Origin of the sequence: Candidatus Caldatribacterium sp. (genome assembly GCA_014359405.1) — a bacterium.
Taxonomy (GTDB): Bacteria; Atribacterota; Atribacteria; order Atribacterales; family Caldatribacteriaceae; genus Caldatribacterium; species Caldatribacterium oleiphilum.
In genome coordinates this window covers 16475-41023 of record JACIZN010000001.1, presented here as the reverse complement: position 1 = coordinate 41023, position 24549 = coordinate 16475, and the positions used below count along the sequence as shown (strand labels likewise).

Annotated in this window: 25 protein-coding genes; 1 reads left to right on the top strand and 24 read right to left on the bottom strand. The window is 53.8% G+C overall.

What is annotated here, in order from left to right; all coding sequences use genetic code 11:
* The 21 genes from H5U36_00185 to H5U36_00085 all read right to left on the bottom strand — a co-directional run.
* On the bottom strand, positions 1-478 hold a 478-nt coding region (locus H5U36_00185; protein ID MBC7216608.1), incomplete at its 3' end, for an Asp-tRNA(Asn)/Glu-tRNA(Gln) amidotransferase GatCAB subunit A.
* Entirely contained in the window at positions 475-786 is a 312-nt protein-coding gene (gatC, locus tag H5U36_00180; protein ID MBC7216607.1) for an Asp-tRNA(Asn)/Glu-tRNA(Gln) amidotransferase subunit GatC, read from the bottom strand. The genes gatC and H5U36_00185, both read right to left, overlap by 4 nt.
* A 3-nt stretch (positions 787-789) precedes the next feature.
* Positions 790-2805 (bottom strand): NAD-dependent DNA ligase LigA, encoded by a 2016-nt coding sequence (gene ligA / locus H5U36_00175; protein MBC7216606.1) that lies wholly within the window; start codon positions 2803-2805, stop codon positions 790-792.
* Positions 2806-2819: 14 nt separating this feature from the next.
* Positions 2820-4106, bottom strand: coding sequence for an adenylosuccinate synthase (locus H5U36_00170; protein MBC7216605.1), 1287 nt, complete (start codon positions 4104-4106; stop codon positions 2820-2822).
* A 13-nt stretch (positions 4107-4119) separates the two neighbouring features.
* Complete coding sequence (guaA, locus tag H5U36_00165; GenBank protein ID MBC7216604.1) at positions 4120-5658, bottom strand: glutamine-hydrolyzing GMP synthase; 1539 nt, start codon at positions 5656-5658, stop codon at positions 4120-4122.
* Between the two features lie 2 nt (positions 5659-5660).
* A complete protein-coding gene (locus tag H5U36_00160) occupies positions 5661-6821 on the bottom strand; it encodes a GuaB3 family IMP dehydrogenase-related protein (protein MBC7216603.1) in 1161 nt (386 codons plus the stop codon).
* An 18-nt stretch (positions 6822-6839) separates the two neighbouring features.
* Positions 6840-8414, bottom strand: coding sequence for a chaperonin GroEL (gene groL, locus H5U36_00155; protein MBC7216602.1), 1575 nt, complete (start codon positions 8412-8414; stop codon positions 6840-6842).
* A gap of 74 nt (positions 8415-8488) precedes the next feature.
* The gene (gene tsaD / locus H5U36_00150) at positions 8489-9517 is read right to left on the bottom strand and encodes a tRNA (adenosine(37)-N6)-threonylcarbamoyltransferase complex transferase subunit TsaD (protein MBC7216601.1); all 1029 of its coding nucleotides are present in this window, start codon (positions 9515-9517) and stop codon (positions 8489-8491) included.
* Positions 9514-10011 carry a ribosomal protein S18-alanine N-acetyltransferase gene (rimI, locus tag H5U36_00145; protein ID MBC7216600.1) on the bottom strand — a complete coding sequence of 166 codons (498 nt, stop codon included), beginning with the start codon at positions 10009-10011 and terminating at the stop codon, positions 9514-9516. Before rimI ends, tsaD begins: the two co-directional genes overlap by 4 nt.
* Entirely contained in the window at positions 9974-10642 is a 669-nt protein-coding gene (gene tsaB, locus H5U36_00140) for a tRNA (adenosine(37)-N6)-threonylcarbamoyltransferase complex dimerization subunit type 1 TsaB (GenBank protein MBC7216599.1), read from the bottom strand. Before tsaB ends, rimI begins: the two co-directional genes overlap by 38 nt.
* Positions 10626-11072, bottom strand: a complete 447-nt coding sequence (gene tsaE, locus H5U36_00135) for a tRNA (adenosine(37)-N6)-threonylcarbamoyltransferase complex ATPase subunit type 1 TsaE (GenBank protein ID MBC7216598.1) — start codon at positions 11070-11072, stop codon at positions 10626-10628. The genes tsaB and tsaE overlap by 17 nt, the downstream gene beginning before the upstream one ends.
* A 3-nt stretch (positions 11073-11075) precedes the next feature.
* Positions 11076-12194 carry an alanine racemase gene (gene alr, locus H5U36_00130; protein MBC7216597.1) on the bottom strand — a complete coding sequence of 373 codons (1119 nt, stop codon included), beginning with the start codon at positions 12192-12194 and terminating at the stop codon, positions 11076-11078.
* Positions 12136-13725 (bottom strand): NAD(P)H-hydrate dehydratase, encoded by a 1590-nt coding sequence (locus H5U36_00125; protein ID MBC7216596.1) that lies wholly within the window; start codon positions 13723-13725, stop codon positions 12136-12138. Before H5U36_00125 ends, alr begins: the two co-directional genes overlap by 59 nt.
* A complete protein-coding gene (locus H5U36_00120; protein MBC7216595.1) occupies positions 13718-14107 on the bottom strand; it encodes a 4'-phosphopantetheinyl transferase superfamily protein in 390 nt (129 codons plus the stop codon). The genes H5U36_00125 and H5U36_00120 overlap by 8 nt, the downstream gene beginning before the upstream one ends.
* Positions 14104-16188 (bottom strand): elongation factor G, encoded by a 2085-nt coding sequence (gene fusA, locus H5U36_00115; protein MBC7216594.1) that lies wholly within the window; start codon positions 16186-16188, stop codon positions 14104-14106. The genes H5U36_00120 and fusA overlap by 4 nt, the downstream gene beginning before the upstream one ends.
* Positions 16189-16346: 158 nt before the next feature.
* Positions 16347-17102: a TIGR00159 family protein gene (locus tag H5U36_00110; GenBank protein ID MBC7216593.1), complete on the bottom strand. Its 756-nt coding sequence runs from the start codon at positions 17100-17102 to the stop codon at positions 16347-16349.
* Positions 17103-17121: 19 nt separating this feature from the next.
* Complete coding sequence (argF, locus tag H5U36_00105; protein ID MBC7216592.1) at positions 17122-18051, bottom strand: ornithine carbamoyltransferase; 930 nt, start codon at positions 18049-18051, stop codon at positions 17122-17124.
* Positions 18048-19148 (bottom strand): alanine racemase, encoded by a 1101-nt coding sequence (locus tag H5U36_00100; protein ID MBC7216591.1) that lies wholly within the window; start codon positions 19146-19148, stop codon positions 18048-18050. Before H5U36_00100 ends, argF begins: the two co-directional genes overlap by 4 nt.
* A 48-nt stretch (positions 19149-19196) precedes the next feature.
* Positions 19197-19598 carry a 30S ribosomal protein S9 gene (gene rpsI, locus H5U36_00095; GenBank protein ID MBC7216590.1) on the bottom strand — a complete coding sequence of 134 codons (402 nt, stop codon included), beginning with the start codon at positions 19596-19598 and terminating at the stop codon, positions 19197-19199.
* Positions 19595-20038, bottom strand: coding sequence for a 50S ribosomal protein L13 (gene rplM / locus H5U36_00090; GenBank protein ID MBC7216589.1), 444 nt, complete (start codon positions 20036-20038; stop codon positions 19595-19597). Before rplM ends, rpsI begins: the two co-directional genes overlap by 4 nt.
* 73 nt (positions 20039-20111) lie before the next feature.
* Entirely contained in the window at positions 20112-21686 is a 1575-nt protein-coding gene (locus tag H5U36_00085; protein ID MBC7216588.1) for a hypothetical protein, read from the bottom strand.
* A gap of 51 nt (positions 21687-21737) precedes the next feature.
* Between H5U36_00085 and H5U36_00080 the strand changes: the two genes are divergently transcribed.
* Positions 21738-22187, top strand: a complete 450-nt coding sequence (locus H5U36_00080) for a Mut7-C RNAse domain-containing protein (GenBank protein ID MBC7216587.1) — start codon at positions 21738-21740, stop codon at positions 22185-22187.
* Here H5U36_00080 and H5U36_00075 read toward each other — a convergent pair whose 3' ends face one another.
* From H5U36_00075 to H5U36_00065, 3 genes are read right to left on the bottom strand one after another with little or no spacing between them, the layout of a single operon-like run.
* Positions 22188-23381, bottom strand: a complete 1194-nt coding sequence (locus H5U36_00075; GenBank protein ID MBC7216586.1) for a phosphoglycerate kinase — start codon at positions 23379-23381, stop codon at positions 22188-22190.
* Positions 23382-23396: 15 nt separating this feature from the next.
* A complete protein-coding gene (locus H5U36_00070; protein MBC7216585.1) occupies positions 23397-23831 on the bottom strand; it encodes a CBS domain-containing protein in 435 nt (144 codons plus the stop codon).
* Between the two features lie 16 nt (positions 23832-23847).
* Complete coding sequence (locus H5U36_00065) at positions 23848-24534, bottom strand: rhomboid family intramembrane serine protease (GenBank protein MBC7216584.1); 687 nt, start codon at positions 24532-24534, stop codon at positions 23848-23850.
* Between the last annotated feature and the right edge of the window lie 15 nt (positions 24535-24549).

Below are 24549 nucleotides of genomic sequence, written 5' to 3'. Positions count from 1 at the left end.
CTCCGCTTGACCCTCCCGGGACTCGTCTCAAATCAAAGGGATTGCGAGTAGGACCATAGGCGCTGTTCTCTGTGGAAGACCCCATGGCGAACTCGTCCATATTGGTCTTCCCGAGGACAATAGCCCCTGCCGCCTCAAGGCGCTCTATGACTGTGGCATTGTAGGGGGGAATGAAACCTTCCAGTATTCGAGACCCACAGGTGGTTGGAATTCCCAAAGTGCAGATGTTATCCTTGATGGCCATTGGGATACCCCAGAGAGGAGGACGAGCATCCCTACCCTTTCCTTCCTCCTCAAGTTTTTGCGCTCGGGCAAAAGCTCTCTCCTCGTTGACAAAGAGAAAGGCGTTGAGAAGGGGATCCACCTCACGAATGCGCGCAAAGAAAATCGTAAGGAGCTCCCGTGGCGAGAGTTCTCCCCGGGCAAAGAGATTCTGGTAGTCCTCGATTGTACAGTTTCGAAACTCCTGGAGATTCATGATGGCTTCTCCTCTTTCTCAACGATTTTAGGGACAATAAAGTACCTATCTGCCACAAGAGGAGCACACTCAAGCACAAGGTCACTTCCCTGCCAGAGGACCGGCTCGTCCGGATTCATAGGGGGCTGGCTCCAGGAAATGTGGGACGTTGGGGAAACATCCTCAAGGTCCAGCTCGTTGAGTTTTTCGAAATGGGCAATGATGCCACTGATGTCCTGGAAAAACCGGATCAGCTCTTCCTCCGAGAAGGAGAGCTTGGCAAGTTGAGCAATCTTGCGAACTTCATCAAGAGAAACCCGACCAGACATCGCTCACGACACCCCAATCATTTGGTAGAATTCGTCCTCCGAGAGAATTCGAACATTCTTCGAACGAGCTTCATCGAGCTTTCCTCCAGGATTTTCCCCCACCACAAGGTAGTCCACCTTGCGGGAAACGGCGCTTGCCACCTTCCCTCCTTTTCGGCGAACCAGCTCTTCCGCTTCTTTTCGGGTAAAGCGGGAGAGGGTTCCTGTGAAGACGAAAGTTTTTCCCTGGAGTACATTCTCAGAGGCCGAAACCTCTACCTTTTCCTCTTCTGGAACTACACCCAAAGTCTCGAGTTCTCGAAGCATCTTCTGGTTCTCAGGATTCCTGAAAAACTGCCAGACCGCTTCGGCTACCTTCGGTCCTATTCCCTCTATCGCCAGAAGATCCTCAAGAGAAGCCTCCATGAGCTTTTTCAGGGACCCAAAGTGTTCCGCAAGAATCTGGGCCACGAATTCGCCAACGTAACGGATACCAAGAGCGTACAGAAACCGCGCAAGGGGGCGTTTCTTCGAGCGTTCGATGGCCTGCAGGAGGTTTTCCGAGGACTTATCCCCCATTCGCTCAAGCTCAAGAAGCTTTGCCTTGGTCAGACGGTAAAGGTCCGGGATGCTCTGGACGTAGCCCCGATCCACAAGCTGCTCGATGAGCTTTTCTCCCAGGCCCTCGATGTCCATCGCATCTCGGGAAGCCCAGTGGCGAATCCGTTCCTTCACCTGAGCAGGACAACTCGCATTGATGCAGCGAACCGCCACCTCCCCTTCTTCCCGGACGACTGGAGAATGGCACACCGGACAGTGAGTGGGCATCTTGAAAATTTTCTCGCTCCCGTTCCTCCGTTCCTTCAGAACGAGAACGACCTCCGGAATAACTTCTCCTGCTCTTCCCACAATGACCCAGTCCCCAATGCGAACGTCTTTTCGTCGTACCTCGTCTTCGTTGTGGAGCGTGGCTCGCTTCACCACCACTCCTCCCACTTCAACCGGCTCAAGAACCGCAACAGGAGTCAAAGTCCCTGTCCGTCCCACATTCACCTCGATATCAAGGACCCTCGTTACCGCCCGGGTGGGCTCGAACTTGTACGCGATGGCCCAGCGGGGGCTTTTGCTCGTCGCTCCAAGAAGCTCCTGGAAGGTGAGGTTATTCACCTTCACGACCAACCCATCGATATCGTAGTCAAGGGTTTTCCGCTTTTCCTCCCATTCGTTATGGATGGCAATGACTTCGTCAATGCTTTCTGCCAGACGGGCGTGAGGGTTCACCTTGAAACCAAGCTCTCTCAAAAACTCAAGGAGCTCCCAATGGGTTGTGGGATACCAAGGACTCTCTATGAGGAAGGCTCCGTAGACGAAGATATCGAGCTTTCTCGAAGCGGTAACATTTGGGTCAAGCTGGCGAAGCGATCCTGCAGCGGCATTCCGGGTGTTGGCAAAAAGCGGCTCACCCCTTCTGGCGCGTTCCTCGTTGAGCTTCTCAAAATCCCCCTTGTGCATGAAAACTTCTCCCTGGACTTCAAAAACCGCGGGGATACGCTCTCCCCGGAGGCGAAGTGGAATGCTCCGGATGGTCCTCAGGTTAGCCGTGACATCCTCCCCAGTGGTTCCATCACCACGGGTCGCTCCCCGGATGAAAATACCTCCCTCGTACCTGAGGTTCACAGCAAGACCGTCAATCTTGAGTTCCACCACATAGTCAATTTCCTCAACCCCAAGCATCCTCTTAATCCGCCGGTCGAAATCCCGAATCTCCTCCTCGGTAAAGGCGTTGTTGAGGCTGAGCATGGGACGAGCATGGGTGAAGGGCGCGAAACCCTCCTGGGGTTTTCCTCCCACTCTCTGGGTTGGGGAATCAGGAGTGACAAGATCGGGAAAGAGCGCCTCAAGCTCCTGGAGTTTCCGCATCAGGGCATCGTACTCTTCGTCGGTGATTTCAGGACTGTTCAAAACGTAGTACCGGTAATCGTGGTAGCGGATAATCTCTCGAAGCCGCTCGATTTCCGCTCTTGCCTGCTCCTTATCCATGGCATCCCCCTCCTCTACCAGAGCTCCTCCCTCACTATTGTATCATCCCGTCGAGGACCAACCGAAAGGAGAACCACCGGAATCCCAAGGAAATCCTCCAAGGATTCGACAAAAATGCGGACATTCCGGGGAAGGTCACTGTACGAGCGCACCTCAGAGATGTCCTCACTCCACCCCTCAAACTCCCGATATACAGGACGACACAAAGGCCAGATATGAGGATCCATGGGGAACTCCTCAAGTAACCCTCCCTCGACCTCATAGGCATAGCACCACTTGACCCGAGGAAGCCCTCCAAGAACATCGAGTTTTGTCAGCGCAAGGGAGGTTATGTTATTGATTCGGGCTGCATACTTGAGCACAACCCCGTCAAGCCATCCGCAACGGCGAGGCCGACCGGTGGTTGCCCCGTACTCGCCTCCTTTCTCCCGAAGGTACATCCCGGTGTCGTCAGAGAGCTCGGTGGGGAAGGGACCCTCTCCCACCCGGGATGTGTAGGCTTTGCACACCCCCAGAACCTCTGCATCTTGAACCGGGCCTATCCCTGCTCCAAGGAGGGCACCACTTGCCACCGGGTACGAAGAGGTGACAAAGGGATACGTTCCATGGTCAAGATCAAGCATTGTCCCCTGGGCTCCCTCAATGATGATACGCTTCCCCGAGCGCCAGGCTTCGTACAGAAAGTGTGACGTATCCCGGACATAGGGTCGTAAGCACTCCCCGTACCTCAGGTACTCCTCAAGAATCGCCTCGTAAGAGAGAGGAGGGTGAGCAAAAACTTGCTCAAGAATCCGGTTCTTGTAATCAAGGGTAATTTTGAGCTTTGCAGCGAAAATCTCAGGATGCAGAAGGTCCACAACGCGGATACCAAAACGGGCCACCTTATCCTCGTAAGCGGGCCCAATGCCTCGTCTGGTTGTCCCAATTTTTCCCGCTCCCCGGAGATGCTCATAGAAACCGTCAAAGAGGCGATGGTAAGGCATGACAACATGGGCCTTTTCACTTATGAAGAGACGATCTGCAAAGGCAATGCCTTCCTCTTCAAGGAGATGGGTTTCTTCAAGGAAGGAGAGCGGATCGATGACCATTCCGTCTCCAAGAATGCAGACCTTTCCAGGAAAGAGAATTCCAGAGGGTATGAGGTGGAAAATGTACTTTTTTTCTCCCACCACAACTGTATGACCGGCGTTGCTTCCTCCCTGAGCCCGCACCACAATATCTGCCCCACGACTCAGGTAATCGACGATCCTTCCCTTTCCCTCATCTCCCCAGTGAGTCCCAACAACGATGCAAATGCTCACCTTTCGACCACCTTCATTCCCACTCAATGGTTGCAGGAGGTTTGGAGGTGATATCGTAAACCACCCGTCCAATACCCGCTACCTCATTCACGATGCGTCGTGCAATGACATCGAGGGTATCATAGGAAATGCGTGCCCAGTCGGCGGTCATGCCGTCTTCGCTCATCACAGCTCGGACAACCCCCACGTACTTGTACGTCCGCTCATCTCCCATGACGCCGACACTCCGCACCGGTACAAGAACCCCAAAAGATTGCCACAGCTTCCTGTAAATCGGGGATTTCCGAAGCTCCTGGTCGATGATAGCGTCCATGTCCCTGAGAATCGCCAGCCTCTCCTCCGTAACTTCCCCAATAATCCGCACCGCAAGACCTGGACCGGGGAAGGGTTGCCGCCATATAATTTCTTCTGGAATGCCAAGCTCGGCGGCAAGTTTCCTGACCTCATCCTTGAACAGGAACCGAAGTGGCTCAAGAACCTTAAGGCGCATGTGTTCGGGAAGGCCACCAACGTTGTGATGGGTCTTAATCCGTGCCGACGGTCCCCACACAGAGACACTCTCAATCACGTCAGGATATGTCGTCCCCTGGAGGAGATACGTCACGTTTCCGAGTTTTTTCGCCTCGTCCTCAAAGACTTCTATGAAAACCCGACCGATGATCTTCCGCTTCTCCTCCGGGTCCACAACCCCCCGAAGGGCTTCGAGGAACCTTTCCCGAGCGTCCACATAGATGACGCGCTCTTTCCCAAGGAGTGCCCGCATGTTCGAGAGGACCTGCTCTGCCTCCCCTTTTCGGAGAAGACCATTGTTAACGAAAATGCAGCTCAGCTGATCCCCAATGGCCCGGTACGTGAGCACTGCCGCGGTGACCGAATCAACTCCTCCACTCAGCGCACAGACCACGCGCTCTTTCTGGACCTCATTCCGGATGAATTGAATCTGCTGCTTCACAATGGACTCGGGAGTCCACTCAGGGCGGCATCCACAGATGCCAAGGACGAAATTCGCCAGAATCTCCTTCCCCAGGGGAGTATGGGAAACCTCGGGGTGGAATTGAATGCCCCAGATTCTCCCGTTTTTATCTCGAATGGCGGCATACTCACATCCTTCCGTTCGGGCAACACAGACAAACCCCTCGGGTATTTCTTTGACACTATCCCCATGGCTCATCCAGCAAACCAGCTCACTTCCAAGTCCTTCAAAGAGCCCACCGCGCTCAAGAACAAAAAGAAGGGCCCTTCCGTACTCCCGACTGTGGGACCGGATAACCCTCCCCCCAAGGGTATGCACAAGAAGCTGCATGCCATAGCAGATTCCAAGGATAGGTTTACCACTCTCCAGAACTCCTTCAGGAAGGCGGGGAGCCCGTTCATCCGTAACGCTGTAGGGGCTTCCAGAAAGAACGATACCCTTGATGTCCGGTTGCTCAAGAGGGGGACAGCCCCGAAGGTGGTACGGCCAAACCTCACAGTACACCTGCAGTTCCCGAATACGGCGGGCAATGAGCTGAGTGTACTGAGAGCCAAAATCAAGAATGACAATTTTGTCCATCCCTATCGCCCCATTCCCACGCCTTGTTCTCTCTGGAGTTGCTTCCCCTCAGTCCAGATGCTTGGCGCAATCGCGATCTCAACCCTCTGCATCTCCTGAATGTTTCGAGCCCCAAGCGACCCCATGGCAACCCGGAGAGCTCCGATGAGGTTCATGGTGCCATCGGTGACCGTACTTGGACCAAAGAGAATCTCTCTGAGGGTTCCCTTAATGCCAACTCTGACAAGAGTCCCCCTGGGGAGAGCAGGATCGGGCGTGGCCATACCCCAGTGATGTCCTCGCCCGGGAGCTTCCTTTGCTGCCGCCAAAGGAGAGCCAATCATGACCGCATCGGCTCCACTGGCGATGGCCTTGGCAATATCCCCTCCAACACGCATGCCTCCATCGGTGATGACGGCAACGTATCGTCCGGTGCTCTTAAAGTACTCTTCCCGCGCAGCCGCAACGTCCACAGTAGCTGTGACCTGAGGAACTCCAATACCGAGTACTGCCCGAGTCGTGCAGGCCGCTCCTGGACCGATACCAACGAGCACTCCACTTGCGCCAGCCCGCATGAGCTCAAGGGCCACTTCATAGGTTGCGCAGTTCCCCACCACAATGGGTATCGGGGCCTCGCGACAGAACTTTTCAAGATCCAAAGCCTGGAGCGAAGAGGAGTAGTACCTGAGCGTGGTGACCGTGGACTGAATCACAAGGATGTCAAGTCCAGCCTGGATGGCCTTCTTGCCAATGGTTTCGGCTCGAAGAGGAGTAACGGAAGCAGCGGCAAGAACGTTGTGGGACTTGATTTCCTCAACGCATCGTACCACGAGTTTCTCCTTAATCGGCTCCTGGTACACCCGCTGGAGTACCGCCGCAACCTGTTCCTTCGGCTGGCTGATGATTTCCTCAATAACCGCATACGGGTCCTCATATCTCGTAAAAATCCCCTCAAGATTCAGGACCCCAAGCGCCCCAAGCTTCCCAAGCTCTACCGCCATTCGGGGGTCCACCACACCATCCATAGCAGCCCCAAGGAGGGGAACAGAAAGCCTTACCGGCCCAATTGAGGTGGAGATATCGACATCTCGAGGATCCAGGGTGACATTCCCGGGAACAAGAGACACATCATCAAAACCAAAGGTCATCCGCGCCTTTCGGTTCCTCCCCAGAAAGTACTCCATAGGCCTCACCTTTATTCTTCAGTTTTCCGGAGTCTCCGCAACAATCGCCTGAGTCGTAAGCACAAGCGAAGCCATGCTCACCGCATTCTGCAAGGCAACCCGAAGGACCTTTACGGGGTCCACGATTCCTGCTTCGAACATATCCACAAAGGTACCTTGCAGAACGTCGAACCCGACATTCCTTCCACGCCTTCTCATTTCCCCCACCACGAGAGACCCCTGGTATCCGGCGTTCTCAGCAATCTGTCGCGCTGGTTCTTCAAGTGCCCGGCATACAATACGCAGCCCGACACGCTCCTCACCGGAGATGGCACTCCTTCTCAGCTCTTCCGCCAGATGGAGAAGGGTTGCTCCTCCTCCCGGAACGATACCCTCCTCTAAAGCTGCCTGTGTTGCCAAGAGAGCATCCTCAATCCGTTCTCTTCTCTCCCGGAGCTCTACCTCCGTAGGTGCCCCCAGTCGGATCACCGCAACACCCTGGGTAAGGTGGGCAAGGCGCTTTCTCAGGAATTCCTTTTCGTACTCAGAATCGGAGTTTTCAATTCGATTACGAACCTGCCGCACCCTCTCCTCGATGTCCTGTTTTTTCCCCTTCCCACCAATGACAATCGTTCGGTCCTTCGTAACCCGTACCTTCTCCGCCTGCCCAAGAAGCTCAAGAGAAACCTTTTCAAGCTTCATGCCGAGCTCTTGAAGGACAACCTGTCCCCCGGAAAGCGCCGCAATATCTCCAAGGATCTCCTTTTGCCGTTCGCCAAACTCTGGAGCCCTGACCGCTGCAACCTTGAGAACCCCTCGGAGTTTGTTCACCACAAGAAGGGCAAGGGCTTCTCCTTCGAGCTCGTCAACAATGAAAAGGAGGGGACGCCCGGTCTGGAAGACCCTTTCAAGAAGGGGGAGAAGCGTCGAAGCACTCCTGACCTTGTAGTCGGAAACAAGAATAAAGGGGTTCTCAAGAACCACCTCATTCCGCTCTGGATCGGTCACAAAGTAAGGAGACAGGAAACCCCGCTCAAACTGTATTCCTTCGACCACCTCAAGAGTGGTGTCCACAACCTTAGACTCTTCAACGGTAACAACCCCGTCCTTTCCCACCCTCTTGAGAGCCGAAGCAACGAGATTCCCCAGGAAACTATCGCGAGCAGAAATAGAGGCAATCTCAAAGAGGTATCGCTCATCATTGAGAGGGATACTCCACTCTCTCAGTTTCTCAAGGGCAATCCTCAGAGCTTTCTCCATTCCACTCCGAAGCCGCACAGGATTATGGAAGGAGAGAAAGGCTTTCATACCCTCCTCCACCATTTTCTGGGCAAGTACAACTGCTGTTGTGGTCCCATCACCAGCTATTTCGTTCGTTTTTGTTGCTACCTCCTGAAGGATTTTCGCACCAATATTCTCGAAGGCATCGGAGAGAACAATGTCCCGAGCAACGGTTACACCATCACTTGTTGACAGAGGGAGGTTACCGCCCCGCTCAAGGAGGACATTTCTCCCTCGGGGCCCAAGGGTTACTCGCACTGCATGGGCAAGCGCCTGCATGCCTCGTGCAAGGGCGCGACGAGCTTCGTCACCAAAGAGTAAATTCTCTGCCACCACAGTCACCTCTTTGCGTCTTCAGACATGCAAGAATGATACCGCAGACACTCCCAGGAATTCAACCTCGAGAGCTACCCGTCTCCAAGGGAGAGCTGGGGAATCGGGTCAATTTCAAGGGTATCCCTTTTTCCCCGGAGGAAATGGAAAAGACCACAAGCCGCAATCATCGCTCCATTGTCCGTGCAGAACTGCCGAGACGGGAAAAGGACCCGAACCCCTCTTTTTTCTCCCTCTTCCTGCATAACCTTTCGCAGATAGGAATTCGCCGCCACCCCTCCGCCGACAGCCAGAGTCCGATACCCTGTGAACTCCAGAGCCCGAAATGCTTTTTTCACAAGGCTCCGGACCACGCTCTCCTGGAAAGAAGCCGCAAGGTCAGCAAGGAGGGAGGTATCCCTTTGCTCCTCTGGGGTAAACTGGGCAAAGGTTCTCGCCACCGCGGTTTTTAAGCCGCTGAAACTGAAATCAAGGGTTTCCTCGTCTTCAAGACCACTCCGAAAGGCAAACCGTTTTCCGTTGCCCCTCTCGCTCAGGCGATCGATCACCGGTCCTCCGGGGTACCCAAGGCCAAGAAGCCGTGCCACTTTATCGTACGCCTCCCCGGCAGCATCGTCTCTTGTGCGCCCAAGGAGGGTATACTTCCCCCAATCTGAAACAGCAAAGAGTTCCGTATGCCCACCGGAAACCACAAGAGCCACAAAAGGAGGAGAAACCTCAGGGTATTCAAGACGCACGGCGAAGATATGCCCCTCAAGGTGGTTTACCCCAACGAGGGGCTTTTGCAGGGCAAAAGACAGAGCCTTCGCCAGGCACATTCCCACAAGAAGCGCTCCAAGAAGCCCTGGACCTTGGGTCACCGCCAGGACATCAATGTCCTCGAGGGTGACCCCTGCCTCTTCAAGGGCTCTGTGAAGGAGAAGGGGGAGAGCCTCGAGGTGCTTTCGAGAGGCAACCTCAGGGACAACACCTCCGAAAGCCCGATGCACCGCAATCTGGCTTGAAACGATGTTAGAGAGAATCGCAAAGTGTCCGTCCACCACCGCAACACAGGTATCATCACAGCTTGTCTCAATACCGAGAACAAGAGGGAAACGCTTCACGGCTTTTCCTCCGAAAGGAAATCCTTCCGCATGACGAGGGCATCCTCTCCATCAGCGTAGTACCTTGCCCGAACCCCAACCACCCGAAAGCCAAACTTCCGGTAAAGCGTCTGAGCCCTGGTGTTACTCATGCGAACCTCAAGAAGAACATGGCGGCAACCACAGGCTCGGGCATACTCAAGAGCGTACTGGAAAAGCTTCTTCCCAAAACCTCTACCCCGGTACCTGGGATGGATGGCAAAGGTGGTGACATGTCCTTCCTCCCAGAGAATCCAAAGGCCAATGTACCCGATGACCCTTCCTCCAAGAAGGGCCACAAAGTACGAGGCAACCCAGTTGGAAAGCTCGCTGAGAAAGAGCGAGTACGACCATGGCTGAGGGAAGGACCGCCGCTCAATGGCCACAACGTACGGTAGATGGTGAGTCCGCATCTCCACAATCTGGAAATCTCCGTCGCTAAGAAGCACTTTCTCGTTCGAAGACCCTGGAACCATAAAGGGGAAGCAATGAAAACACATTCTCGGTACTTCCAAAACCCCGTTCCCGGGAAAGAACCACAAGCTCTAAGGGATCCGGGAGAGCCCGCGAGGGATCCAGGCAGGAAAGCCCGACTTCTGTAAAAAGCTTCCAGAGATCCCTCCACGGAGTTACCACGAAAACGTCTTTTCTCCCTCTGTATCGGCTCAAAAAATCCTCAGGAGAACCCGTGCAGAGTGAGGAGAGCTCCACCTTTTCTCCCGAGAACTCCGACCAGAAAATTTCTCCTCTCCGGTGGAAGATAACCGGTACCGTAACTTCAAATCCCAAAGGACCAAACCTTCGGGCAAGGCTTGCAAGGACCTCAAGAGTCGAAAAGCCCCCGAGGGGTACTCCGAGGGCATAGGCAAGGCCCTTGGCAATGATGGCACCTACTTTTACCCCGGTAAATGACCCCGGTCCAAGGCCCACAAGAATACCTTCAAGGTGTTTCCGGAAGGAAAAATGCGCTTCAAGGAACTCCAGGTGGCGGAAAAGAAGGAGAGAATGGGCGGTTCTCGTGTACTGCACGACCCGAAAGAGAACCTCTTCCCCTTGGACCAGTCCAATTCCAAGCCACGGGGTACTTGTGTCAAAGGCGAGAATCACACTTTACCACCCTGAGGCTTCGCGTCTTTTCCCCAGTTACCGCGATGCGAACCACAAAGAAAGGAGGGGGAAAGAAAGCAAAGAACTTTTCTCCCCACTCAATAGCAATGATGCCTCCCTTCTCAAGGTACTCGTCAAAACCAAGGTCCAGGACCTCACTCCAATCGTTCAAGCGATAGAAGTCCATATGGTAGAGCGAGAAGGGAGTTCCCCCGTACTCGTGAATGAGAGAAAAGGTCGGACTCCGAACCAGACTCTCAGCAATCCCTAAAGCTTTTGCCATTCCCTTGACGAAAACTGTTTTCCCCGCGCCCAATTCTCCTCCAAGGAGCACAAGAGAGGGACCTGCGCAGAATTTTACGACGAATTCCCTGCCCCGTTCCTTCGTCTCCTCCTCGCTTTCCGTATGCCAGAGAACGAGATCCTCCATAGCTCAAACAAAGAGACGATGTCGCAGCTTTCCAAAGTTGCAGAGAACCTCATGGGGAATAGTACCTGCCCGGCGAGCAACCTCTTCCACCCGTATCTCTTCCTCTCCATCTCTTCCCACAAAAGTCACCACATCGCCCCGTTCCACTCCATCAATATGGGAAACATCAATCATGACCTGGTCCATAGAGACCGTCCCAATGAGGGGAGCTCGTTTCCCGCAAACGAGAACCTCGAGGTTGTTGGAGAGAATCCGAAAAAGACCCTGAGCGTAACCCAGGGCAACGACCGCCACTTTTGTCCTTCGGGAAGTCACGAAAGTACCCCCGTACCCTACCCGGAATCCCGGGGGAAGAACCTTCACAAGCTTCACCCGCGCCTTAATACTTGTTACCGGCTGAAGTCCCAGGGATACCGCAGCTTTCGCATCTCCATTCGGTGAAACACCAAAGAGGGCAATTCCAATCCGGTTCAAGGAAAGGCGCATGTGGGGGAAAAAGAGGAACGCAGCGCTATTCGCACAGTGGTACTCAAGGGGCTTCCCGAGAAGATTCCATCGCTTCAGGAAAGCGCAGAACTTACGGAATTGCCACTCTGTGTACTCGGGGTCCTTCTCGGCGCTTGAAAAGTGGGTCATGACCCCTGCAAGGACAAGGAAAGAACTGGAAAGGAGTGAAAAAAAAGCACCATCAAAGTCCCTGGGGAGGCATCCCATCCTCCCCATACCGGTATCCACCTTCAGGTGGAAGCGAACCGGCTTCCCCTGTCTTTTGCCCTCTCTCTGCAGGCTCTCGAGCTCCTCCCGACACGAAACAACAGGGATGAAACCCTCCTCCACAATGGCCTCCGCCTCATCCGGGAAAAAGCCCCCGAGGATGTAAATATCCCCGGGAACAGAGGCTTTCCGAAGCTCAAGGGCTTCCTCGACTGAGGCTACTCCAAATTTCCGAAGACCAGAAGAGGCAAGGAGAGGAACAACTTCGACTCCATGCCCATACACGTTTGACTTCACAACCCCCATGATATCCCCATGGGGATGTGCAAGCCTCCGAAGCACCGCAACGTTATGCGCCAAACTGCTCCGGGAAATCTCCATCCAGCAGTGGGGATTTCCATGCCCCATCGTCAACCACCTTTCTTGCTGCATCAATGTGCTCGGCAATCTCGTGAGCAAGAAGCGAGGTTCTTCCTTCCTCCCGCAGAAGGTCCGCCGCAAGACCATGGAGAAAAACACCACAGAGAGCGCTACTTTGAGGGTCAAGTCCCTGAGCCAAAAGTCCCCCAATGACCCCAGACAGGACATCCCCACTCCCTGCGGTGGCAAGAAGTTCGTTCCCGGTGGGGTTCACGAACACCTCTTTTTCGGGAGTGACAACAATAGTTCCCGGACCCTTAAGAACCGTAACACACCCAAAAAGGGAGGCTATCTCCTGAGCGGCTTCCACCTTCTTCTCGGATACCTCCTGGATAGGCCATCCAAGGAGTCGGGCTGCCTCGCCAAAGTGGGGAGTAACAATCCACCTGGCGAGCTTTCCCCCCCAACGAGCTCGATTCTGAGCCACAATGTTCAGCCCATCAGCGTCAAGAACACCCCCAACAGGGGAAAGCTCAAGGAACTTCTCGAGGAACTTCCTCGTTCTCTCTTCTATGCCAAGACCTGGACCGACGACAACACTTGAAACCTTGCGAGCCTCAAGACCTGCAAGAACCTCCTCCAAATCCTCTTCTCCGTAACACCAGGAGGACGAGGCAAAAGGAAGAGATATACTGACGACCTCAGGAATACGCACCTTCACCACTTTTGAGAGCTCAAGGGGAAGCGGCCACACCACCATGCCGGCACCGCTTCGGTACGCCCCAAGAGCCGCAAGTATGCCCGCTCCAAGCATGCCCGAAGACCCTGCCACAATTCCAACCACACCGGCGGAAATCTTGTGGGCAAACCAGGGCCTTTGGGGCAAAAGGCGCCGAATATCATGGGCGAGAACAAGGTTACCTCCACAGGCCCGGAGGGGAATGCCAATGGGGCAGAGCTTGAGCTTTCCAACATACGCCCTTCCCGGAAAGAGCACAAGTCCCCGCTTCACAAGCCCAAGGGTCACGGTGCAATCCGCCCTCACCGCTTCTCCAAGAACACGTCCATCGCTTGCATCAATTCCTGAAGGGACATCCACAGCAACAACGAACTTGTCCCTGGCTTCGTTGATCTTTTGGATGACCTCTCGATGAATCCCCCCAACCTCGCGAGTCAGCCCCGTTCCAAAGAGGGCATCAACAATCAGCGTCCCCGGGCTCACCGCAAAGTCAGAAGAAGAAGCAACCACCTGCACCGGAAGGCCAAGGCGAACGAGAACTTCATAGTTGAAACGGGCATCCCCTCTGAGAGCTTCGGGAGAACCCACAAGGTACACCCGTGGAACTATACCCTCCACGAAGAGGTGCCGGGCGACCACCATGCCATCTCCACCGTTACTGCCGGTGCCGCAAACAATGGAAACAGTTTCAAGATCTGACCTTCCCCGGAGGATGGAAATGACTTCAGAAGCAATGCCCCTTCCCGCGTTCTCCATGAGAAGGAGCGTCGTCAGGCCATACTGCTCACAAGCTTCCCTTTCCCTCTTTTGCATTTCCTCTCGGGTGGCAAGTTCAAGCACGTTCCTCCCCTCCTCGTGCCACACCCACCGCTACGGCCACAACGACATCCCGCCCATGGGCAAAGGAAAGGCTGATTTTCGAAAAAACCCCATTTCCGCGCTTCAGGGAAACCTGGGGTTCTCCTGAAGGGGCATGGAGAACGGAGATATCCCGGAAGCGAAGGGCAATCCCCTGCTGAAGAAAGAGTTTCTTCACCGCTTCCTTGCTGGCAAAAAGAGCGGCAACTCCTTCCTGCCACCGTCTTGTGCCCTTCCCCCGGTAAAAGGCAAGCTCCTCCTCCTCAAAGAGGCGATGGACAAATCGCTCGCCAAAGAGGGACAGAGCCCTGGCAATTCTTGGGATTTCTACCACATCAACGCCTACAAGCGCAACGCCCCTCACGAAGCAGTCTCTTTCTCCTTCCGAGCTTTCTCGATAATGGCCTCGGCTATCTGTGGAGGAACCTCTTCATAATGGGAGAAGCGCATGGTAAAGGACCCTCTTCCCTGGGTTATCGAGCGAAGGTCCACAGAGTACCGGAAGAGCTCTGCCAGGGGCACAAGGGCCTTGATTTTCTGGTACCCGTCTTCCGGTTCCATGCCAAGAATCTTTCCCCGACGGGCATTGAGGTCTCCGATGACGTCTCCCATGTTCTCCTCAGGAACCACCACTTCCACGCTCATGATTGGTTCAAGGAGCACAGGATTCGCCTCGAGAGCACCTTTACGGAACGCCATGGAACCGGCAATCTTGAAGGCCATGTCTGAGGAGTCCACCGGGTGGTACGATCCGTCGTATACCGTTACCCGCACGTCCACAACCGGATATCCGGCAAGAACTCCTTCCTGCATGGCTTCCTGAACGCCTTTCTCCACAGCAGGGATGTAGTTTTTGGGAATGACCCCACCGACAATCTTGTCCACAAATTCAAATCCCTGGCCTCTCGGGAGGGGTTCAAGCTCAAGCCAGGCATGACCGTACTGACCACGTCCACCGGACTGGCGCTTGTACTTCCCCTCTGCCCGGGCCGTTTTCTTTATCGTTTCCTTGTACGGAACCTTGGGTACCGAGAGGGCAACCTCCACCCCGAACTTTCGTTTCATCTTCTCTGCAAGAACATCAAGGTGTATATCTCCGAAACCGTACACGATATCCTCCTTGGTATCCGGTTCCCGCTGCACCTTAAGCGTCGGATCCTCTTCAAGCATACGGCTCAGGGCCTGGCTGATTTTCTCCTCGTCACCTTTTCCGACCGGTCGGATGGCTGCCATGTAGTTCGGCTCGGGATATTCAAGAGGTGGAAAGACTATCGGGCGTTCTCGATCGGAGAGAGTATCGCCCGTAAAGACTTCGGCGATTTTTGCCACCGCTGCAATATCCCCTGCCTTCACCTCTTTGATGGGTTCCTGAGTCTTCCCTCGCACAAGAAGGAGCTGTCCAATTTTCTCTTCTGTGTCCCGAGAAGCATTGTAGATGCGCGCATCCGCAGAGAGCTTACCGGAGTACACCCGGAAAAAGGCAATCTTCCCTACATATGGGTCGCTCAGAACTTTGAAAACAAAGGCTGAGAAAGGCGCCTCTTCGCTGCAGGGACGCTCCTCCTCTTCCCCAGTCTTTGGATTTTTTCCCTTCACAGGGGGACGCTCAAGAGGGCTCGGAGCAAAATCAACGAGGAAATCTGCAACCGCCGAAACTCCTTTATTCTCAAGCCCAGAGCTGCAAAGGACAGGGAAGATTTTTCGCTCGAGAATAGCTCTCCTCAGACTCACCCAAAGCTTCTCAGAAGGAATTTCCTGGCCATCGAGGTAGAGGTTCAAAAGCTCGTCATCGGTTTCGGCAACATTCTCGATGAGTTCTTCCTGCCACCTCGAGGCTTCCTCGACGAGTTCCTGAGGAATGTCATCCTCCCGCACCTTCCCATCACCTTCAAAGTAGAGAGCACGCATCCTCAAAAGGTTCACGAGACCTCGAAAAGCGCTCTCTTTTCCAATGGGAAGGAAAACTGGGGTGGCCTTAGGCGTGAACTTCTCCCGAATGCTCTCTAAGACCGTGTAGAAATTTGCACCCTCCCGGTCCATACGGTTGATGAGGAAAAAGGCAGGGAGACCTTCGCGCTTCAAATAGTCCCACGCTCTCTCCGTACCCACTTCCACTCCAGATACTGCACAGAGGAAAATAACTCCACTGTCCACTGCCCGAAGCGCCCCGATAACATTCCCCAAAAAATCCATGTACCCTGGAGTGTCTATGAGGTTTACCTTGCGGCCTTTCCACTCAAAAGGGAGCACCGAAAGGTCGATAGAAAGGCCCCGACGGATTTCCTCCGGTTGCCAGTCGGATACCGTATTTCCCTCCTCAACCCTTCCCCTTCGTGTCGTAACCCCTGCATTGAAAAGGAGAGCCTCGGAGAAAGTAGTCTTCCCTGCACCTGCATGGGAAAAGAAGCCAATGTTCCGAATGTCTTTACTATTGAAATCCTTCAACCGCAACTCCTCCCTTCCGCGTCGTTCCCCACTCTTGAGAATATATCATATACGCTCACTGAACAGGAAGAACCAAAGGGCCAGGGCAAAAAGAAGGGCAAAGAGCTTTGTTTGCCAATCTTTCCAGAAGGCCTTCCGCAGCTTATCCCAAAGAACCCTCACGACCCCCGGTACAAAATTCTCAGCATTCTTTTGAGAGTCCCTGCCTCTATATCCCATGCCATCCTCCCATGCACTGCAAGGGAAATTTTACCCGTTTCTTCCGAAACCACAATGGCCAAAGCATCGGTTTGCTCCGTCACCCCAATTCCCGCCCGATGGCGAGTTCCAATCTTTCGCTTCGTTTCCACCTCTTCAGCAAGAGGGAGAATGCAACCTGCCGCCACAATCTTATTCTCCCGAAGGACCACTGCTCCGTCATGGAGAGGAGACTCAGGGAGAAAAATGGAAAAAAGGAGCTCCGGCGTGAAGAAGGCGTCGATGAGCACACCGGTTTGAATAAGGTCTCGGAGGCTGTTAGTTCGCTCAAGCACGACAAGAGCACCAATCCTTTTCCGGGAAAGGGTCTGGCACGCCAGGGTGAGATCGTCAATGAACTTGCTCCGGCTCTCTTCGTTCCCAACCCTCTCCACAAACCCGTGGTGGTACAAGCGGTTCATGTAGTTTCTCCGCAGCTCCGGCTGAAGAACAAGGAGCATCGCCCCTATGTACCCTCCAATGCACAAACGCCAGAAGAAACGGAGTCCGTGTAAACCCAGGAGATTCGAGATGCCCGCGCTGAGAAAAAGAATCACAAGCAAACGCAGAGGAGGGAAGAGCAAAGTCCCCTTCGCCCACCTCATGAGACGGTACGAGAAATAGTACAGTACCGCCACTTCTATAAGATATCGCCAGAGATTCGGTAGGGAGAGAATAACGGCTCCCTCCGGGCTTTCAGAGCAAGAGACTCAGAACCGCTTTCTGGGCATGGAGCCTGTTCTCAGCTTCATCAATGACCACAGAATGCGGTCCGTCCATGACGTCATCCGTAATTTCCTGGCCCCGGTGCGCAGGCATGCAGTGCATTACCATAGCGTCAGAGGAGGCAAGGGCAAGGAGATCCTGGTTGACCTGATATGGCCGGAAGAAAGGTAACCGCTCCTCAAGCTCCCCTTCTTTCCCCATGCTTGCCCACACATCCGTGTACACCACGTCAGCGTCCTTTACGGCCTTCCTGGGATCAGGCTCGTAGACAATCTGAGCACCGCTTTTTTTGGCTTCTTCCTGCGCCCAATCCCATATGCTCTGGAGGGGTCTGTAACGTTCGGGAGTGGAGACGGTAAGGGAGAGTCCAAGACGCGCGGCAGCAACAATCCAGGAGTGACAGACATTGTTCCCATCGCCCACAAAGACGATTTTCACATTGAGGGTTCCCCTCTTTTCGAGAACGGTGAGAAGATCCCCGAGAACTTGGCAGGGATGGTGAAGGTCTGAAAGGCCATTGATAACGGGAATGCCGCTGTACTTTGCCACTTCAAGAACTGTTTCGTGGGCGAAAGTCCGTAGAACAATAGCGTCAACCATTCGCCCCAGAACAAGGGCCACGTCTTTCACCGCTTCCCGCTTTCCAAGACCTACCTCTTGAGGGCCAAGGTAGAAACTCTCTCCTCCGAGCTGGCGCGTGGCAACCTCAAAAGAAACCCGAGTACGGAGAGAAGGTTTCTCAAAGAGAAGGGCAACGATTTTACCTCCAAGGGGCTTCGGGCGTTCTCCGAGAAGCCACCGCCTCTTTAAATCCAAGGCAACGTCGAGAAAAAAGAGGAGCTCACCCTTAGAGAAATCTGCAAGATCCAGGAAATGCCGGCCCCGGAATGAATACGTCATCGTCCACCCTCGCTTCCTTCCCTTGCCCTTTTTCTCCGATACACTTTCTCCACGTACGGCGAAAGAAACGCCCGCAATGCCGCTCCGTACCCAGCACGGAAAAAGATAATGTCCCCAACCCGGTAAGGTCTTCTGCTCTCTTCTACATCGAGAACAAGGTAGTTACTCGTCGCACCTATTATTGTAACACGGGCATCGTCAAAATATAACTGGTTTTCATCGACATCCTGCCTCCCCACGGCTACAAGGACTCTCCGACGAGGTCCAGAGAAAGCTTGAGGAGGTCTCTCCCCGAAAGCATCGTACCCAAGGGCTCCCCCTCTCAAGGGCTCTTTTGTGCGCACTTCCACAACCTCTGCTGCAATCGTGAAAGCTCCTTGCCTCAGCCATGGAATGTCCCGTTTCCTACTTATGTCGCTTCCAAAGAGCAGAGCCTCTCCAAAACGAATCTCGTCCACACCCTGAGGAGGATCGCCCTCTTCCCAGAGGGTGAGAAAGGTCGTTCCTCCCACCGAGAGCGCAATGTTCTTCCCAAGGGCTTCCTGGAGAAACTCCTTCGTCTCCACAAGACGCGCAAGGGCACTCCGATCAGGAAGCACGCCACTGAGACAGGCAAGGGTTGTAGCGATGCCATGAATGGAGAGATAAGGAAGGCGCCTGATGAACTCCGCCACTTGCGGGACCTCCTCAGGAAGCATCCCCTCTCTTCCATCGCCTCCCTCAACGGCAAGCACAACGGATTGCACCTTTTTGGACTCCCGAGCAATACTATGCAAACACTCGAGAACCTCAATGTGGGAAACAAAAGGAAAGATGTCGTAAGCACTCAGGACGCTAAGCTCTTCAAGCATGGGGAGGCGAATGAGAAAAAGCTCTGCCTGAGGACCGAGGAGATGGCGAAGCTTCACAAGATTTGCAAGGTTCGAGTCAGCAAATTTCAAAAACCCCGCTTCCCAGAAGACCTGAACAAGTACGGAATCTGCGAGGAACCCCTTGGTGACAACAACAGGTGAAACTCTCCACTCATAGCATTTCTCAAGAAGGATATGCGCATTCTCCTCAAGAACATCAAGATCAACCTCAAGGCGGGGATACAAGAGGGCCACCTCAGAAAGAAAAGGGGTGGCATTGCCACCCCCTGAGCTTTACCGTTTCGAGAATTGGAAACGGGCTCGTGCCGCCCTCTGACCGTACTTCTTGCGCTCTTTCATCCTCGGGTCTCTGGTCAGAAGCCCGGCTTTCTTCAGCACACTTCTCAGGTTCTCGTCCACAGAAAGCAGAGCCCGAGCAATGCCATGGGCTAAGGCTCCCGCCTGACCGGTTAAACCTCCACCCTTGACCACTGCCTCAACGTCGAAACGAGACTCGGTTCCGGTGAGCACAAGGGGCTTTCGCACAAGTACCTGCCAGGCCAACCTGGGGAAGTAGTCCTCAAGACTCCGTCCGTTCACCGTAATCTTACCGCTTCCTAAGGTCAACCAGACCTTGGCAACCGATGTCTTTCTCCTACCCGTTGCATAGTACTTTACGGCTACACTCACGTTCATTCACTCCCCATTGGCAGCGGAACCGGATTTTGGGCAGCATGGGGATGCGAGGGACCACAGTAGACCTTGAGTTTCCGGATAATCCTTCGACCAAGACGATGGTGAGGAATCATCCCCCAGACCGCCCTTCGAATGACCTCCTCCGGCTTCCGCGCCAGAAGAGATCGCAGTGTCTCCTCTTTGAACCCTCCAGGATATCCGCTGTGCCGGCGGTACAGTTTTTGATCGAGCTTTTTGCCCGTTACCTGAATCTTCTCAGCATTGACGACAATCACGTAATCCCCCACATCGAAAAAGGGAACGTAAATGTTCTTATGCTTGCCCATGAGAATAGTGGCGATACGAGAAGCCAAGCGGCCAAGGGTTTGACCCTCTGCATCCACAACGTACCATTTTTTCTCGATACCCTTAGGCGACGGAACGTACGTTTTGTTCTGCATTGTTCTCTCCCCCAACGTAGTCAAAGACAAACCGAATTTTAGAAAAGTGAAAGGGAATTGTCAAGAAAAAGGGCTAACTTTTCCCGCCGGTCTTCGGGAAAGCTCCGATCCGCGCTGAAACCTCGTGCATCAAATCCCTGAGCTGGAAGTAACTCCTGATGTACCGGTCGTAGTAGAAAAGGTATACCTCGTGGTTCTCCCGGTTTGGATAGATTTGCCCAGAAATCTGTACCATCTTAAGGGTGGCTTCTGGGATACTATCGTAGAACCCCACACCTACAGCGGCATAGATTGCCGTCCCAAGGGTACTCGCTTCCTCTACAGTCGTGAGGTAAATAGGAATGTTGGTAACATCGGCATGAATCTGGAGCCACAAGCGGCTTCGAGCTCCTGGACCACTCACGTACATCTCTTCCACTTCAAAACCCGATTGAGCCAGAGTCTGAAGAATGTGGTAGGTTCCGTAAGCAGTTCCCTCGTATATAGCTCGGAGCACATGGGCCTTGGTGTGACTCAGGGACAAACCCCAGAGGGCTCCTCTTGCAAGGGGATCCTGGTAAGGACTCCGGTTACCCTGGAAGTAGTCAAGGAGCACAAGGCCATCGGAGCCAGGAGGAACCTGAGCAACCATTTTGTCAAGGAAGACAAAAAGGTCTTCTCCAAGTTCACAGGCCTGAGCACACTCTTCCCTGGCAAAATTGTCCACAAACCACCTGATAACGGAACCGGTTGAGCTCTGCCCTCCCTCAAGAATCCACATGTTCGGCAGAACAGCACCATAGTACGGACCCCAAATGCCGGGACTGAAGATGGGTTCTTCAGAGAGCGCCAGGTGGCACGTTGAGGGACCAATGACCATGGCAAGACGCTGAGGATGCACAACATCAAGCCCAACCATAGCCGCATAAGCATCTATGCCACCCTGGATGACCGGAGTTCCCGGGACAAGGCCAAGCTCATAAGCGGCACGCTTCGTGAGCTCTCCAACCTTCTCTCCCACAGGAATGAGCTCCCTCGGCCACTTACTGAGGAGCTCCTCAAAGCGGAGGTCCCGAAGAAGCGAAATCGGCCACCCTCCTTCGGTAGGGCAGTAATTCCATTTGCAGATGGCGTTGTTGAGAGAGGTAACCCAGCGATCGGTGAGCTTGAAGATAATCCAGTTCTGGGCCTCCACGATGTAGTCGGCATTCGCAAAAATATCCGGAAGGTTTTCCTTGAGCCAAAGGGCTTTGGGAATCATCCACTCCGGAGACTCATGCCCACCGGCGTACCGAAGGAGAGGATTCCCCGTTGCGTTAATACGCTCCGCCTGCTCGAAGGCCCGCACATCCATCCACATAATTGCTCGATACCTGGGGTTTCCAAACCGGTCCACAGGAAGTACGGTACAGGAACTTGCGCTTACACTCAAAGCTGCGATGTCTTCTGGACGCACCTCCCCCTCAAAGAGGCAACGCCGCACCGTATCCTGGATACCCTTCCACCAATCCGCAGGGTCCTGCTCCGCCCACCCCGGACGAGGATGGTACTCAGGGTATGAGTAGAAGGAAAGAGCCACAACGTTTCCCCGGGCATCAAAGATGCCACTCCGAAGACCCTGTGTCCCTACGTCAATACCAAGAAAATAAGGGGGTTTGGCATTAGCCACAGGATAAACCTCCTTGCTCCCTCCCTGGAACATGGTACAATGGCTCTCGAGATGACGCGTTTCATCGCTGACTGCATGTTAGGTAAGCTCGCACGATGGTTGAGAATCCTGGGGTACGATGTTGCGTATTTTCGAAATCTCGAGGATAAGAAACTCCTTGCCATTGCCCTTCTTGAGAAGAGAATCCTTCTCACAAAGGACAGAGCTCTCGCTGCCTCCGGAAAAGAATGGGCCTACTTCGTGGTTTCCGAAACCCTTCCTGAGCAGCTCCTTGAGCTGAAAAAGACCTTTCACCTCACCTTTCCCCTTCCCCCACGTTGCCCATTCTGCAATGAGACCCTCCTTGACATCTCTCAAGAAGAGGCTCGCAGAAACGTACCCCTCTTTGTCGCCCTGAGTTTTACGAACTTCAAGCAATGCCCTCTGTGCCAGAGAACGTTCTGGCCAGGAACCCACTGGCAGAGGATTCAAAAGCTCTGCCAGGAGTTCCTGGATCGGTAATCACTTATCAAGGAGAACCTCAACTCCGGGAAGCGGTCTCCCCTCGACGAACTCAAGGGATGCTCCCCCACCGGTCGATATGTGGGTGATTTTTCCTTCCACACCGGCCTTCTTAATGGCCGCTACGGTATCACCACCGCCCACAACGACAATCGCTCCACTTTCTGCAACTTTCTTTGCAATCTCCACCGTCCCGCGGGCAAAGAGATCGACTTCAAAAAGACCCAAAGGACCGTTCCAGAAAATGGTCTTGGCTTCCTTTATGTACTCTCCAAACTTCTCGATAGTCTTTGGACCGATATCGAAACCTCCCATGTCAGGAGGAATCTTATCCCAGTCGACAACCTTCGTCTCGACTCCTTCCTTCCCTTCTGGGGCAACAACGAAGTCCTCTGGGAGTTCAAAACGCACACCTTTTGCCTTGGCGGTTTCAAGAATCTGTCGGGCCTCTTCGATCATGCTTTCCTCAAGAAGTGACTTTCCAACCTCATACCCTATAGCTTTGATGAAGGTATATGCCATGCCTCCCCCCACAAGGAGGACGTCAACCTTCTCAAGGAGTTTCCGCAGAACCCCAATTTTACTCGAAACCTTCGCTCCACCAAGAATGGCAAGGAAGGGACGAACGGGATTGTTGAGCTTCTCGCCCAGGGCTTCGAGTTCCTTCTCCATCAGGAATCCCGCGTAAGCCGGCAGAAACTTTGCCACTCCTGCGGTAGAAGCATGGGCTCGATGGGCAGCTCCAAAAGCATCATTCACGTAGATATCGGCAAGTTCTGCAAGAGCCCGCGCAAAGTTCTCGTCGTTTGCCTCCTCCTCGGGATAGAAACGAATATTCTCAAGAAGGAGCACATCGCCATCTTTGAGCTGAGCCACCGCCTGCTTTACTTCCTCTCCAATGCAGTCGTTGACCTTTACAACCTTCCGTCCCAAAAGCTCCTCAAGCCTCTTCGCAATTGGATCCATTCGGAGTTCGTCCTTGGGCTTCCCCTTGGGCCGACCCAAATGGGAAACGAGAATGACCCTGGCTCCCCGCTCGATGAGGTACCGAATCGTGGGCAGGCTCTCCACAATCCTCGTGTCATCGGTGATGTTCCGATTCTCATCAAGCGGCACGTTGAAATCCACCCGCACAAGAACTCTCTTCCCTCGCAGTTCCCCTTCCGGAATATCCCGTATAGTCTTTTTATTCATCCCATCCACCTCCACTCACTTGGTTTCAAGGAACGCCTGGAGTACCCGGACTCGGTTCACAACTCCCACCACTCGTCCCTCTTTCACGACCGGAATAAGGTCAATGTTGGCCGTCTGAAGGAGATCCAGAGCATCCTCAATGTCATCCTCTGCCGACAGGTACTCCACGTCTTCAGCCATAAACTCTGAGACCTCGCGCTTGGCGAAATCTCGCAGCTTCTCCCGAATGGCGCTCATGAGATTTCCAAAAAGAGGGAGATCCTTTTGGGCTTCCTCGAGGAGTTGCTGAAAGAAGGTCTGAGCCGAAAAGTATCCAATAAGGCGCTGCTCAAGGTCCACAACGGGAACGCCGTTCACTTTACGGCGGATCATGAAATTGAGCACATCCCCCACCGTATCGAAATCGCTAACCGTGGGAACTTCAGGGAGCATGATTTCTTCTACCAGCACCGCCATTCCCCCTCGACTACCAGTATATCCTCCGATACGTCCTTGAGGCTATAATTTTACACCATAACGCTCCGGCAACAAAGCCGCTCACGTGGGCAAACCATGCCACACCTCCATAGCCCGGGAAACCCAAGGACACAAGGGCGTAGAAAATTTGCAGGAGAATCCAGAAACCCAAGTAAACCACTGCAGGAACTCGCAAAAGCTGTACGAAAAATCCCCAGAAAACGAGGGTGATAATTCGGGCACCAGGAAAGAGAAGAAAGTACCCTCCCATGACCCCCGCAATAGCACCACTCGCGCCCACTGTGGGAACAAGAGATGTTGGGAAGACAAGGGCATGGGACAACCCGGCCACACAGCCACATCCAAGGTAAAAGAGTATGAACTGCCACCGTCCCAGGAAATCCTCCACGTTGTTTCCAAAAATCCAGAGATACCACATGTTCGAGAGAAGATGGAAGAAACTCCCGTGGAGGAACATGGAGGTGACAAGGGTCAGCAAAGGGAAGGAGGGAGAGGCCCGGAGCATATGAACCTTGCCCCAGAAAAGAGCTGGAACAAGACCAGCCTTAAAGAAAAAAAGCTCTCGTTCTGGGCCAAGTCCCACCTCGTAAAAGAAAACTACAGTGTTCACGAGGATGAGAAGAACCGTAACAATCGGAAAGCGTCGGGTCGGCAGTTCATCTCGAATCGGAATCATGGCTTAAAAATAGAC